Source organism: Mycobacterium sp. EPa45 (assembly GCF_001021385.1).
Taxonomy (GTDB): domain Bacteria; phylum Actinomycetota; class Actinomycetes; order Mycobacteriales; family Mycobacteriaceae; genus Mycobacterium.
Genome location: NZ_CP011773.1, coordinates 4,683,793 through 4,699,215 on the forward strand (window position 1 = coordinate 4,683,793; position 15,423 = coordinate 4,699,215).

At 70.8% G+C, this 15,423-nt stretch carries 5 protein-coding genes; 4 read left to right on the forward strand and 1 reads right to left on the reverse strand.

Annotated features, from left to right (window positions below; genetic code table 11):
• Positions 1-375 precede the first annotated feature (375 nt).
• On the forward strand, positions 376-4,791 hold the full coding sequence (locus tag AB431_RS30860) for a PGRS repeat-containing protein (RefSeq protein WP_369803085.1): 4,416 nt from the start codon (positions 376-378) through the stop codon (positions 4,789-4,791).
• 209 nt (positions 4,792-5,000) lie between these two features.
• Positions 5,001-6,320, forward strand: a complete 1,320-nt coding sequence (locus tag AB431_RS31500) for a PGRS repeat-containing protein (protein ID WP_158423554.1) — start codon at positions 5,001-5,003, stop codon at positions 6,318-6,320.
• Between the two features lie 4 nt (positions 6,321-6,324).
• Here the strand turns inward: AB431_RS31500 and AB431_RS22335 are convergent, their stop codons facing one another.
• Complete coding sequence (locus tag AB431_RS22335) at positions 6,325-8,088, reverse strand: AMP-binding protein (protein WP_235435733.1); 1,764 nt, start codon at positions 8,086-8,088, stop codon at positions 6,325-6,327.
• Between the two features lie 342 nt (positions 8,089-8,430).
• Between AB431_RS22335 and pks2 the strand changes: the two genes are divergently transcribed.
• Positions 8,431-14,715 carry a type I polyketide synthase gene (gene pks2, locus AB431_RS22340; RefSeq protein ID WP_235435734.1) on the forward strand — a complete coding sequence of 2,095 codons (6,285 nt, stop codon included), beginning with the start codon at positions 8,431-8,433 and terminating at the stop codon, positions 14,713-14,715.
• Positions 14,716-14,748: 33 nt separating this feature from the next.
• Positions 14,749-15,423, forward strand: a complete 675-nt coding sequence (locus AB431_RS22345) for an isoprenylcysteine carboxylmethyltransferase family protein (protein ID WP_047331778.1) — start codon at positions 14,749-14,751, stop codon at positions 15,421-15,423.

The following is a 15,423-nucleotide window of genomic DNA, read 5'->3' on the forward strand; positions in this document are numbered from 1 at the left end:
AGGCATCGTGCGGCGGGGCGGACGAGAGCCGAGGCGATTCGTCGCGCACAGCAACGGCACAGCAAATTGTCTCTCTGGCTCGGAACGGGTGCCGTCACCGTCGGCTTCTGCGCGACGCTTGCCGCTGCGACCGGCGTGGCCCACGCGGATTCCTCGCCTGACTCCTCACCTCACCGCGACGCGACCTCCAAAGCCGGAACCACCGGCCGCAGTACGCCCTCGCAGCACCGCACTGCATCCGCCACCGAGCGCGGCGGCAGCCCGGCGGCCGGTAACGCCGGCCCCCGTCGGCCAGAGCACCCGCCCAACGGCGCAGCCCGTACAACGCTGAATTTCCCGTCCCTGGCCGGGGCCTCGCTGCCATCTCCGAACAGTCTGGTAGCCGCCAAGACACCGCGGGCCAGCGCGTACGTCGACCCCATCACGATCCTGACCGGGCGGCCGCTGGTGGGCAACGGCGCCGACGGGACGGCGGACAGCCCGAACGGAAAGCCTGGCGGCTGGCTTTTCGGCAATGGCGGCGAAGGCTGGTCCGCGCCGACTGGGTCGGGACTGGCCGGCGGCAACGGCGGTTTGGCCGGGCTCATCGGTAATGGCGGTAAGGGCGGCGCGGGCGCCGCCGGTCAAGCCGGCGGCAACGGCGGGTCGGCGCTCTGGTTCGGATCCGGCGGCGTGGGCGGTGCCGGCGGCGCGGCGACAGTCTCCGGCCAGGCCGGCGGCAACGGGGGCGCCGGCGGCCAGGGCGGACTCATCGGCGGCGGTAACGGCGGCGATGGCGGGGCCGGCGGTGCGGGACTCGGCAGCGGCAATGGTGGTCGCGGCGGAGCCGGCGGTGCGGGCGGCTATCTGAACCTGCCCGGCACGGGCGGCGTCGGTGGCAACAGCGACACCGGTGCCGGTGGCACCGGCGGCACAGGCGGCGGCGGCATGTTGTTCGGCGGCACCGGCGGCCAGGGCGGCACCGGCGGCACGGGCGGCGCCGGCGGCACAGGCGGTGTCGCGGTCAGCTACGGCTTCGGGAACGCCGTCGGCGGCGCCGGCGGAAAGGGTGGCACCGGCACAGTCGGAGCAGGCGGCAACGGCGGTGACGGCGGCACCGCAATCATGGGGCCCTACGACTTCACGCTCAACGGCGCGGTGCCGGCGCCCTGGGGAACTGCTACTGGTGCGGCTGGCGGGGACGGCGGCAGCGGCGCGACGGTCGGCGGCAACGGCGGCAACGGCGGCGCCGCCTACAACTACCTGTCCACCGGGTCCGCCACCGGCGGTGCCGGTGGTAATGGCGCCAACAGTGTGGGAGCAGGCCTCGCGGGCGGAGCCGGCGGCGACGGCGGCGCCGCCTACGGCGCCAGCGGCACGGGCGGAGCGGGCGGCGACGGCGGCAACGGCACCGCTGCCGCAAGCGGCACTAACGGAGCCGACTCCGCGACAGCACCCACCGCGGGTAGCGCCGGGCTGACCGGCGGTGCCGGTGGAGCGGGCGGCCGTGGCGGCGCAGGCCTGCTCGGAGCCACCGGTGGTCAGGGTGGCAATGGCGGTGCGGGCGGCTCAGGTGGAAACGGCGGCAACGGCGGTTCGAACACCGGGACCGCCGGCGGCAGTGGAGCGGCTGGTGGCCAGGGCGGTACCGGTGGCGCCGGTGGGGCAGCGGGCCTCGGCGGCAGCAACGGCGGCGCGAGCGGCAGCATGGGTGCCGGCGGCGCCGGAGGGCAGGGCGGCAACGGCGGCAACGGCGCTGCAGGTGCCATTGGCACGTCCGGCACGTCGCCGACCGCGGGCGGTGCAGGCGGCAATGGCGGCAGCGCTGGAGCGGGTGGCGCCGGCGGTGCCGGCGGCGGCAAGGGCGGCAACGGAGGTGTCGGCGGCCTCGCCGGCAACGGCGGCGCCGGCGGCACCAACACCGGAAACACAGGCGGCGCCGGCGGTGACGGCGGCCAAGGCGGCATCGGTGGTAGCGCAGGCGCCGCGGGTCTCGGGGGCAGCGGCGGCGGCGCCAGCGGCAGCACCGGAACCGCGGGTAATGGCGGCAACGGCGGCAATGGCGGCGCCGGCGCGATCGGCTCCACCGGAACGACCGGCACCACCGCGACTGCGGGTGGTGCAGGCGGCAACGGCGGCAACGCCGGAGCGGGCGGCGCCGGCGGCGCGGGCAGCGGTGGAGTCGGCGGAGGCAAGGGCGGCAACGGTGGTATCGGCGGCCTCGCCGGCAACGGCGGCGCCGGCGGCACCAACACCGGAAACACGGGCGGCGCCGGAGGCGACGGCGGCCAAGGCGGCACCGGCGGTAGCGCAGGCGCGGCAGGCGCTGGTGGCACTGGCGGCGGCACGAACGGTAACGCCGGAACCGCCGGCAACGGTGGCGGCGGCGGTAACGGCGGCGCCGGCGCCATCGGCACCACCGGAACGACCGGCACCACCGCGACTGCGGGTGGTATCGGCGGCAATGGTGGCGCCGGCGGCCAGGGCGGGACCGGCGGTGCAGGCAGCGGCGGAGTCGGTGGCGGGACCGGCGGCAAGGGCGGCAACGGTGGCCTTGCCGGAAACGGCGGCCAGGGCGGCACCAACACCGGCAACACGGGCGGTGCGGGCGGCGCCGGCGGCCAAGGCGGGACCGGCGGCAACGCCGGCGCGGCAGGCATCGCCGGGACCGGCGGTGGCACCGCCGGCACCGCCGGCACCGCGGGCAACGGTGGCGGCGGCGGTAACGGCGGTGGCGGCGGCACGGGCATTGCCGGGACGACGGGCACGACGGCGACCGCAGGCAGCCAGGGCGGCACAGCAGGTGCCGGTGGTGCAGGCGGTAGCGGCGGCGCGGGCAGTGGCGGAGTCGGCGGTGGCTCGGGTGGCAATGGCGGCACCGGCGGCATCGGTGGTGCCGGCGGCGTCGGCGGCTCCAACACCGGCAGCACCGGCGGAGCAGGCGCGGCCGGCGGCCAAGGCGGTACCGGCGGCAACGCCGGCGCGGCGGGTACCGGCGGTGCTGGCGGCGGTACCAACGGCAGCATCGGCAGCGCCGGTGCGGGCGGCCAGGGTGGCGCCGGCGGCAACGGTGGAACCGGCACCGCCGGAACGACGGGCACGACGCCGACCGCAGGCGGGGCCGGCGGCAACGCCGGCGCCGGCGGCCAAGGCGGAACCGGCGGAAACGGTATCGGTGGAGTCGGCGGCGGAGCGGGCGGCCAGGGCGGTGTCGGCGGCACCGGCGGCACTGGCGGTGTCGGCGGCACCAACACCACGGCAGGTGGAAACGGCCAGACTGGCGGCAAGGGCGGCACCGGCGGCAACGCCGGAGCGGCAGGCGTCGGCGGAACCGGCGGCGGCGCCAGCGGCAGCATCGGCAGTGCAGGCGCCGGCGGCCTCGGGGGTAACGGCGGCAACGGCGCGGCCGGTACGGCCGGCACAACCGGGACCACACCCACGGCCGGTGGTCAGGGCGGAACCGGCGGCGCCGCCGGGCAGGGCGGAACCGGCGGCGCCGGTATCGGTGGAGTCGGCGGCGGAGCGGGCGGCCAGGGCGGTGTCGGCGGCACCGGCGGCGTCGGCGGCGTCGGCGGCACCAACACCACGGCAGGTGGAAACGGCCAGACCGGCGGCAAGGGCGGCACCGGCGGCAGCGCCGGAGCGGCAGGCGTCGGCGGAACCGGCGGCGGCGCCAACGGAAGTATCGGCACTGGCGGTAAGGGCGGACTCGGCGGGAACGGCGGCGCCGGTGGCGCGGGTACGACGGGCACGAGTGGAGGCGCACCCACCGCCGGCGGCACCGGCGGCACCGGCGGCGCCGCAGGTGGCGGCGGCACCGGCGGTGCCGGTATCGGCGGGGTCGGCGGTGGAGCTGGCGGCAACGGTGGCACCGGTGGCACCGGTGGCAGCGGCGGAGCCGGTGGCAGCAATACGGGCACCAACGGCGGTAATGCCGCGGCGGGCGGCAACGGCGGCGCGGCGGGCGCCGGCGGCGCAGCCGGCGCGGGCACCAACGGCGGCGCCAACGGAGCCGGCGGCACCGGTGGCGTCGGCGGCAACGGCGGTAACGGCGGCACTGGTGACATCGGCACCAACAGCACCACGGCCCCGGTCGTCGGTGGAAATGGTGGAAACGGCGGCACCGCAGGTCAAGGTGGCGTCGGTGGAGCCGGTATCGCAGGAGTCGGCGGCGGCAACGGTGGCAGCGGTGGCACCGGCGGTAGCGGCGGCACCGGCGGTCGTGGCGGAAACGGAACCGGCATCAACACCAGCGGAGCAAAGGGCGGCACCGGTGGAGCCGGTGGCCAGGGCGGCCTCGGCGGCAACGGTACCGATGGCGGCTCTGGCGGCTCTGGCGGCAACGCCAACACCGCGGGCGCGGGCGGCAACGGCGGCACAAGCAACGGCACGGGAACCGGCGGTGGCGGCGGCAACGGTGGCACGGCCGCTGTCGGTGGTGCCGGTGGCAATGCCGGCGGCGGCAACGGCAACGGTGGAAACGGCGGCGTCGGCGGCACCGGCGGCACGGGCGGCACCGGGGGTGCCGGAACAGGCGTGATCGGCATCGGCGGCGCGGGTGGCAACGGAGTCGTCGGCGGCACCGGCGGTGCCGGCGGAACCGGCAGCGGCAGCGGCAGCGGCGGTACCGGAGGAACTGGTGGCGGCGGTGGCGGCGGCGGTACCGGCGGATCTGGTAGGGCCGGAACGAGCGCCGGCAAGGCCGGCACCGGAGGGGGCGCCGGCAATCCCGGTAGCGGTCCCACGGGCGTCAACGGCGGGACCGGCGGAACGGGCGGCACCGCTGGGACCGGTGGGGCGGGCGGCACGTAAGGGAGTCAGCGCAGAATCAGACGATCGAAAGTTTGCCATGGGCCCCATCGCCCGTTGCTACCATGTGACCGCTAGAGCATCAGCGAACATGGGAGCAAACCATGGCTGCACGGCACCGCGCCGCACAACGGCCCAGTTTCCGGGCCCGGCGCACCGCCGGTCAGCATCGAATTCAGCAGCCTCACAGCAAACTTCCAAACTTGGTCGGTATGAGCGCTCTCGCGGTCGGTATCTGGACTGCATTGCCGGGCGCGACCGGGGTTGCGCACGCCGACTCCACCGGCAGCGATTCGACGTCATCGGCACATGGCAGCACCGGTTCCACGGTGGGCGGCAGCGGCCGCGCCAACTCCCCGAAACGCGCCGGCACCCACAGGGCGGGCAACACCGACCGCACGAGTGTGGCGAAATCGACCGCTGGTGCCAACCGGACAACGACGTCGACCGTAGCGCCCTCGGCCGCCGCTGACTCGAGCCCGTCCACGACCCAGGTCGAGACAGGCACCGCGAAGTCGGCCCGGGCCGCGGCAACACTGACCCCGTCCGCGGCGGCCTCCCCGACCACACCGCCGAATCTCACGATCAACGACATCATCAGCGCGATCGTCACCTACGCCCAGTCGGGAGGCGGCGGCCCAGTGGTCCAGATCAGCCTGCCCGAGATTGTCACCGCGCTCGTGACCAACGAGTGGCAGGGCCGCCCGATACTCGGCAACGGGGCCGACGGCACCGCGACGAACCCGGACGGACAAGCCGGCGGCTGGTTGCTGGGCAGCGGCGGCAGGGGCTACACCTGGACCGGCGCGACCTGCACTGACAGCGCGGGCTGCGCAGGCGGCAACGGTGGCGCCGGCGGGCTGATCGGCAACGGCGGCAATGGCGGGGACGGCGCCCTCGGCGGCGCCGGCGGTGCCGGTGGGTCAGCTCTGCTGTTCGGCATCGGCGGCAATGGCGGCGCGGGGGGCTCGAACACCGGTGGGGTTGGAGGAGCCGGCGGCGCGGGTGGAACCGGCGGCCTGATCGGCGGCGCGGGTGGGAACGGGGGCAAAGGCGGCGACGGCCTGACCGGTGGCAAAGGTGGTGCGGGCGGTTCGGTCAGCAGCTTCGGCTTCGGCTACTTCACCGGCGTGTACCACCCCGGAAGTGTTTACGGCGGGGATGGCGGCGCGGGCGGAGCCGGTACCAGCGGAGCCGGCGGCGACGGTGGTGCAGGTGGAGCCGCCGCGCTGGCCAGCGACCCGCTGTGGGACTACCTGTTGTCGGTGGTGACCCTGCTTCCCGGCGTTGTCTCTCCCGGCAATGCGGTCGGCGGCCAGGGCGGAGCCGGCGGCGACGGCACGACCACCGGCGGCACGGGCGGTGACGGGGGCATCGCCTACAACTACAGCCTCGGTAACGCCACCGGCGGCAGAGGGGGCAACGGCGGCAACGGGACCGCGGCCGGTGGCGCCAACGGCATCGGCGGCACTGCCTTCGCAGCCAGCGGGACGGCCACCAACGGAACCGACGGCAGCCACGGAACGCCGTAGGGCGTCAGACGTCGAGCCGGGTGAAATCGTTGCGCTGGTAGATGTCCTTGGAGAGCTGTCGCCTGACCTTGCCACTTGTGGTGACGGGGATCGAGCCCTGGCCTACCAGGACAAGATCCGCGACGGCGATGCCGTGCGTGTTCGAGATCGCCACCGTGACGTCACGCTTGATGGCCTCGAGCTTCTCCGCGATTTCTTCTTCGGAGTCGCCACGCTTCCTTACTTCCATCACAACGACAAGCTTCTCGACGGAGTCGTCCGGAACCGCGACCGCGACGCACCGGCCGCCGGTGACCTCGGTGACCGTCGCCTCGATGTCGTCGGGGGCGTGGTTGCGGCCGTAGATGATCAGAATGTCCTTGATGCGGCCGACGACGAACAGTTCGCCCTCGGAGATGAAGCCCACGTCGCCGGTCCTCAACCACGGCCCCTCGGGCGTCCCCGGCGACGGCGAGACGATCGTCGCGCCGAACGTGCGTGCCGTCTCCTCGGGCTTTTCCCAGTAGCCGGCGCTGACGTTGTCGCCATGGCACCAGATCTCGCCGGTCCGGCCTTCAGGGACCTCGGTATGGGTCTCCGGATCGACGATCCGCAGAACCGGTGACCGGGAGCTGATGGGGCCGTCGTAGCTGATCAACGGCGTCCCCTCGGCGCCGTTGATTCGCTTCGCCTCACCGGCGGTCAGCGCATCGGAGTCGAAGTGGACAACCTTGATCGGGTCTTCCGGCTTGGGCGTCGACATGTACAACGTCGCCTCGGCCATGCCGTACGACGGCTGAATCACGTTCTCGTTCAGGTTGAAGCGGGCGAACCGGTCGGTGAAACGCTTGATCGTCGCGGGCTGAACCCGCTCGGCGCCGCTCTGGATGGTGTGCACGCCGCTGAGGTCCAGCCCGGCCATGTCTTCATCGGAGGTCTTCCGCGTCGCCAGATCGAATGCGAAATTCGGTGCCGCCGTGAACGGGCACGGATTCGTCGCCAGCAACTGCATCCAGCGCGCCGGGCGCACCAGGAACGACGCCGGGCTGGTCAGCACCGCGCTGGTGCCGAGCACGATCGGTGAGCACACCCCGAGGATCAAGCCCAGGTCATGGAAGAACGGCAGCCAGGACACGAACGTCAAATCGGGCGGGGTGATGCCGGCATGCCGCGAATAGTCGGTGGTGATCTGCTGCAGATTGGTCAGCAGGTTCTTGTACGAGATCATCACGCCGGCCGGTGACCGGGTGGACCCGGAGGTGTACTGCAAGTACGCGGTGTCGTCATAGGAGCCGTCCTCGTACATGGCGGTGCCCCGCTGCGGCGGGGCGTCCAAGTCGAGCCGGTCGACCTCGATGATGGCGGGCGGAGCCTGTCCGGGCTCGGGGGTCACGCTGCGACTGACCTCGGCCACGACGGCCGACGTGGTGAGAACAGCAACCGGTGACGCGTCGCGCATCACCGAATCGACCCGTTCGTCGGTGACGCCGCCCATGGGAACCGACAGCGGAACCGGGATCACTCCGGCGTGCAGCGCGCCGAGGAAAGCGACGATGTATTCCAGTCCTTGCGGCGCGATGATCATCGCGCGGTCGCCGGGCGATGCGCACAGGCTGAGCTCGCGGCCCATGTTGGTGACCCGCCGATACAGCTGCGGCCACGTCAGGCTGATCGGTACGCCGGCCCAGTCCTGGTCATAGTCGACAAAGGTGTATGCCGTGTCGTCAGGCTGCAAACTGGCGCGTTCGCGCAGCAGTGCCGGAAGAGATGCCTCGATCGCCTGTGTCACGCGAAGCAAGCTACCAAAGCCGGTTGCCGCGATTGCTCCGAACCGGTATTTGAGTGACGCTTGCGTCAGTGGGCTCATGTCGTGGAAATGCAGGGGCCGAGGACGCCCGTTCCGACGCCTGCACCGAACTATCCGCCAATGCGGATAGTTGCGAATCAAGCAAACTTGACCCCAGGGGGCTTCGTCTGCGTCAATAATTGCCTTGCCTGGGTTCGGGGGAACCAGAGGTGAGTCAGCAACGGCCAGACTGTGGCTCCGTTGCTGTGAGCAGACAGGATGGTTTCATTCGGTGCGATCGATGATCGGGCAGGTTGCTCGGACGCGGCGGATCCCCCAGTCGTTATGACCGCCAAATCCCCCATTCCGGTCGCCGTCATCGGCATGGCCTGCCGGCTTCCTGGCGGAATCGAGTCCCCGGAGCAGCTGTGGGAGGCGTTGCTGAGGGGCGACGACCTCGTCACCGAGGTGCCGCGCGAGCGATGGGACAGCGACGAGTACTACGACCCCGAATCGGGCGTACCGGGACGCACCGCGTCGAAGTGGGGTGCGTTCTTAGACGATGTCGCCGGCTTCGATGCCGAGTTCTTCGGCATCAACGAAGACGAGGCCGCCGCGATCGATCCCCAGCACCGCTTGCTTCTGGAGACCGCCTGGGAGGCCATGGAGCATGCCGGACTGACCCCGGGCACGCTCAAGGATTCGCTCACCGGCGTCTTCACGGGATTGACCCACGCCGACTATCAGACGGTGTCGGCCGGCTCCGACGCCATGGAGGGGCCGTACGGCTTCGCGGGCAACACCTTCAGCATGGCGGCCGGGCGCATCGCCTATACGCTCGGGCTCCGCGGTCCTGCGCTCGCAGTCGACACCGCATGTTCGTCCGGACTGCTCGCCGTGCACATGGGGTGCCGCAGCGTGAGCGACGGCGAAACCGACCTCGCGTTCGCCGGCGGCGCCTACGTGATGCTGGATCCACGCAAGTACATCGCGGGGACGGCCGCAGGTCACCTGTCCCCGACCGGTCGCTGCCGCGCCTTCGATGTCGCAGCCGACGGGTACGTCGCCGGCGAGGCCTGCGCGATGGTGTTGCTCAAACGCTTGCCGGACGCACAGCGGGACGGCGACCGGATCCTCGCCGTCATCCGCGGTACGGCCGCCAACCAGGACGGCCACACCGTCAACATCTCCACCCCGTCGGCCGCCGCCCAGGCCGCGGTGTACCGGGCGGCACTGGCGTCCGCGGGCGTCGACGCTGCCAGCGTCGGCATGATCGAGGCCCACGGGCCCGGCACGCCGGTCGGCGATCCGATCGAATTCGCCAGTCTGGCCGAGGTCTACGGCGTCGACGAGCCGTGCGCGCTGGGCTCGGTGAAAACCAATGCCGGCCACTCCCAGTCCGCCTCTGGCGCCGTCGGCCTGATCAAGGCCATCCTCGCGGTGCAGCACGGTGCGGTTCCGCGCAATCTGCACTTCACCCGACTGCCTGACGAAATGGCCCGGATCCCGACGAAACTCTTCGTCCCGCAGGAGACGACCGAATGGCCCACGACTGGCCTGCACCCGCGCCGCGCGGCGGTCTCCTCCTATGGCGTGTCGGGGACCAACGTGCACGCCATCGTCGAGCAGGCCCCCGTCCCCCAGGATCAACCGAGCGCGGGTCCAGACACCAGTGACGTACCGGCCCCGCTGATCTTCCCGGTGTCGTCGACATCGGCCGAGCAGCTCCGCCGAACGGCAGGCCGCCTGGGCCGCTGGGTGCAAAACCATGACGAAGTAGCACTGCCCGATCTGGCGTACACCTTGGCTCGTCGGCGTGCGCACCGCTCGGTGCGAACCGCGGTTACTGCCCGCACCCGCCCGGAGTTGACCACCGCGTTGCGCGGTGTGGCCGACGGCGATACTCCGTATCACGCCGAGCTCGGGCACGGTGACCGCGGACCGGTGTGGGTGTTCTCCGGACAGGGTTCGCAGTGGGCACGCATGGGTGCCGAACTCCTCACCACCGAACCGGTTTTCGCCGCGACGGTTGCACAGATCGAATCCTTGGTGGCCGAGGAGTCCGGTTTCTCGGTCACCGCCGCGATGTGCGCGCCCGAGGTGGTGAGCGGTGATGCTCGGCTGCAGCCAACCGTGTTCGCCGTGCAGGTTGGGCTGGCCGCCACGCTGGCGGCCTACGGCGCGCGTCCCGGTGCGGTCATCGGTTATTCGATGGGTGAGGTCGCCGCGGCTGTGGTCTCCGGTGCGCTTTCCCTCGAAGACGGCATACGGGTGGTGTGCCGGCGCTCGCAGCTGATGGCCGGACTGGCCGGTTCCGGGATGATGGCTTCGGTTGAATTGCCTGCCAAGCAGGTGCTTTCGGAACTGACGCTTGGCGGTATCAAGGACGTCGTCGTCGGCGTGGTTGCTGCGCCCGAGTCCACGGTCATCAGCGGTGCGACCCCCACCGTGCGCGCGCTGATGGCGACGTGGGAAGAACGCGATGTGATGGTCCGCCAATCACTGATCGACGTCGCAGCGCACTCCCCCCTCGTCGATCCGATCCTCGACGAACTCGCCCAGGCTCTGGTCGACATCAAGCCACTGGCGCCGGAGGTTCCGTTCTACTCGGCAACGGGTTTCGACCCGCGCGAGGACCCGGTGTGCAACAACAAGTACTGGGTGAAGAACCTTCGCAACACCGTGCGGTTCGCCGCCGCAGTGCGGGCCGCCCTGGAAGACGGGTACCGGGTGTTCGCCGAGTTGGCACCGCATCCGATGCTCACCCACGCGATCGAGCGGGCCGCCGGCACCTTGGACACGCCGGTTGCCACCTTCGCCGCCATGCGGCGCGAACAGCCACAGCCCAATGGGCTCCGGGATGTGGTAGCCGGCCTCCACAGTGCGGGTGCGGCAATCGATTTCGCGGTGCCCTATCCGACCGGGCAACTCGTGGACGCGCCGCTGCCGACCTGGACGCATCGCCGGCTGTGGCTGGAGCGCAGCGAGCAGGAGAGCGCGGCACACGGTGGTCACTCGGTGTCAGTACACCCCCTGCTGGGCCCGCATGTACGTCTGCAGGAAGAACCCGAGCGCCACGTGTGGCAGGCCGAGCTCGGCACGGCGGCCCAGCCCTGGCTCGCCGAGCACTCGATCCGCGACGTGCCCCTGCTACCGGGCGCGGCGTACTGCGAAATGGCGTTGACCGCCGCGCACACCGTGTTCGGCGCCGATGCCGAGGTTCACGACATTCGTTTCGAGCAGGCCCTGTTGCTCGATGCACAGACCACGGTCGGTGCGTCGGCGACCGTGTCCTCCCCCGGGGTCGTCGCGTTCATCGTCGAGTCGGATCAGGCCGGCGCACAGGTACGCCAAGCCAGCGCTGTCCTGAAGGCCGTCGGCGACGAGCAGCCCACCGCCTACGACATCCCCGCGCTGATCGCTGCGCACCCGCATCGCACCGACGGCGCCGACGTCCGGGCGAACATGGATCAGCGTGGGGTGCAGTACGGACAGGCGTTCAGCGGCCTCACCGCCGTCTACACCGGCACAGAGGAAACCGACACCGTCGTGGCCGAGGTCGCGCTGCCGAGCAAGATCCGCTCACAACAGAGCGCCTACGGCGTGCACCCGGCACTGCTGGACGCGTGCTTCCAGGCCATCGCGGCCAGCCCGCAGATCCAGTCCGCGGGCGACAGTGTGTTGGGACTCGCCCTCGGTGTACGGCGGCTGCGGCTGTACTCCTCGGCCCGCAACGCCCGCTACTGCCATGCCCATATCACCCGCGTCGACTCATCCGAGATCGAGGCGGACCTCGACGTGCTCGACGAGGACGGCAACGTCTTACTCCGGGTGGACGGATTACGCTGCGGCACTGGTGAATCCGAAGAGGCCCGACAGGACCGGGTGCTCAGTGAACGTTTGCTGACCATCGAATGGCAGCAGCGGCAGCTGCCCGAGCCGCCCCACGTCGACCCGGGGACCTGGCTGCTGGTCAGCACCACCGCCACACCGACCGTGCTCACCGCGTCATTGACCGACACTCTCAAGAGCGAAGGCGCGCAATGCACGGCCATCTGCTGGCCGCGATCGGCCGACCACGCGGCCCACGCCGGACAGCTGGCCGACAACCTCCGCTCCGGGCATGTCACGGGAATGGTGATCCTTACCGGACCCAGTGAAACAGGGCCCGACGAAGCCGACTTCGCGTCACTGGGCGGCGAATACGTCGAGCATCTGGTTCGTATCACCCGCGAACTACTGGACGCCCAGGCCCAGTTGCCCCATCTTTTCGTGGTGACTCACGCCGCGCAGACCGTGCGGGCCGACGACACGCCCAATCTGGAGCAGGGCGGCCTACGGGGGTTGGTGCGGGTGATCGGGGCCGAACACCCGCACCTGCGCACCACTCACATCGATGTCGACGACGCCGTCGATGCCGAGCAGCTGACCCGGCATCTGTTCAGCGGATCCGACGAAGACGAAACCGCCTGGCGGGACGGGCAGTGGTACGTCGCGCGGATGCTGCCCTGCCCGCTGAGCCCCGATGACCGGCAGATCACACTGGCGGACAATGAGTTCGACGGCGTTCGCCTGCAAATCCGCACACCCGGGGACTTGGAGACGCTGGAATTGGTCGCCGCTGAACGGGTCGCGCCCGGACCGGGGCAGATCGAGGTCGCTGTCGGAGTTTCGAGCATCAACTTCGCCGACGTCCTGGTCGCAATGGGCCTGTTCCCCGCGATCGAGGGTGAGTTGCCGGAACTGGGCATGGATTTCGCCGGGGTGGTCACCGCGGTGGGTCCCGACGTCGTCGATCATCGGGTCGGTGACCGGGTCGGCGGGTTCTCTGCGAACGGCTGTTGGGGGACGTTCGTCACCTGTGATGCCCGGCTGGCCGCAACGCTGCCGGCCGAGTTGACCGCGCACCAGGCGGTGGCGGTGGCCACTGCGACCGCCACCGCCTGGTACGGCCTGCACGACCAGGCGCGCATTACCGCCGCGGATCGGGTGTTGATCCACTCGGCGACAGGCGGAGTCGGCCAGGCCGCCATCGGCGTCGCGCGGGCCACCGGCGCCGAGATCTTCGCCACCGCAGGCAGCGAAGAGCGTCGACAGATGTTGCGCGACATGGGGATCGAGCATGTCTACGATTCCCGCAGCATCGATTTCGCCGAGCAGATCCGCCGCGACACCGATGGCTACGGTGTGGACATCGTGCTGAATTCCCTGACCGGCCCAGCGCAGCGGGCCGGTCTGGAACTGCTGGCGGTGGGCGGACGGTTCGTCGAGATCGGCAAGCGTGACGTCTACGGCAACACCCGGCTCGGGCTGTTCCCGTTCCGCCGGAATCTCACGTTCTACTACGTCGACCTCGCGCTGATGTCACTCAGCCACCCCGAGCGGGTGGGCGAGTTGCTGCGCAAGGTGAATCACCTTGTCGCAGAGGGGCATTTACCACCCGCGCTGTACACGGAGTACCCGCTGGCAGAGGCCGCCACCGCGATTCGGGTGATGGCAGCAGCGCAGCACACCGGCAAACTGCTGCTCGACATCCCTCAGACGGGAACGAGCCGAGCGGTTGTGCCGCCGGAGCAGGCGACGCCGTTCCGCAAGGACGGCGCCTACCTGGTGACCGGTGGCCTGGGCGGCCTGGGCCTGTTCCTGGCCGAGAAGATGGCCATTGCCGGCTGCGGACGCATCGTGCTGACCTCCCGCTCGCAGCCGACGCTCAAAGCTCTCGAGACGATCGAGCTCATCCGGGCGATGGGCGCCGACGTCGTGGTCCACTGTGGCGACATCGCCGACCCCGCCACCGCGCAGAAGATGGTGGGGGCCGCGACCGCCACCGGCCTGCCGGTTCGCGGTGTCCTGCATGCAGCCGCTGTGATCGACGACGCCACCCTGGTCAACATCACCGACGACCTCATCCAACGTGACTGGGCGCCAAAGGCTTACGGCGCCTGGAACCTGCACACTGCGACCGCCGACGAGCCGCTGGACTGGTTCTGCTCCTTCTCCTCGGCCGCCGCACTCGTCGGCTCACCGGGTCAAGGGGCCTACGCCGCGGCCAACAGCTGGCTCGACGCGTTCACTCGGTGGCGGCGGTCGCAGGGACTGCCCGGCACCGCGATCGCCTGGGGTGCGTGGAGTCAGATCGGGCGCGCCACGACGCTCGCCGAGACCGCCGGTGCCATCGCTCCCGACGAGGGGGCGCACGCACTCGACGTGCTGCTGCGCCACGATCGCGCCTACACCGGGTACGCACCGACCGTCGACAACACGTGGTTGACCGCCTTCGCGCAGCGCAGTCCGTTCGCGGAGGCATTCAAGTCCGTCGGACCAGGCTTGACGGGCACAAGCAGATTGCGCGCCGAGCTGAGCGAGCTGCCGAGGCAGGAATGGCCGCCGCGACTGCGCCAGCTGATCTCCGAGCAGGTGAGCCTGATCCTGCGTCGCAGCATCGATCCCGACCGGCCGCTCTCCGAGTACGGTGTCGACTCCCTCGGCGCTCTGGAACTGCGCACCCGCATCGAGACCGAAACGGGCGTGCGGCTGACGCCGAGCGACCTTGCCGTCGGGACCATTCGAGGACTGGCGGAACTGCTGTGCGAAAGGCTGGCACCGTCCAATAGCGACGCATCGGCGTAGCGGCACTGGATAGACAGGATTCTTGGGAGGATAGTGAACGCCGTTCTCAGAGTGGCCGCCCTCGGCCTTGGTCAGCTCGTCGCGATCGGACTGCTGCTGTTCGGGTCGGCAGGCACCTTCGATTACTGGCAGGCCTGGGTTTTCCTGGCCGTGTTCGCGGTTACCGCCTGGCTTCCCAGCATCTACCTGCAGGTGACGAATCCTGTTGTGTTGGAAAGGCGCATGCGAAGCGGCCCCGTTGCTGAAGGCCGGACCGTACAGAAGATCGTGATGCTCGGGCTCTACGGCTCACTGATAGCGATCTGCGTGGTCGGCGGCTTCGATCACCGCTTCGGCTGGTCGGCGGTGCCGGCCGCGCTATCGGTAATCGGCAGCCTGGTGGCCGGCGCCGGCCTGGTCGTGACGGTGCTGGTGGCCATTCAGAACACCTACGCGTCTACGACCGTCCAGGTGGAGGCAGGCCAGGAGGTCGTCAGCACCGGTCTGTACGGGCTGGTGCGCCACCCGATGTACACCGGCAACGTCCTGATTCTCGTCGGCCTGCCGTTGGCCGTCGGCTCGTTCTGGGCACTCGGGTTCGTCATGCCCGGAGTTGCCGTGCTGGCCGCGCGAATTCACGACGAGGAAAAGTTGCTCGGCGACGAGTTGGACGGCTATCGCGAGTACACCCAAAAAGTGCGGTCGCGCCTGATCCCGTACATGTGGTGA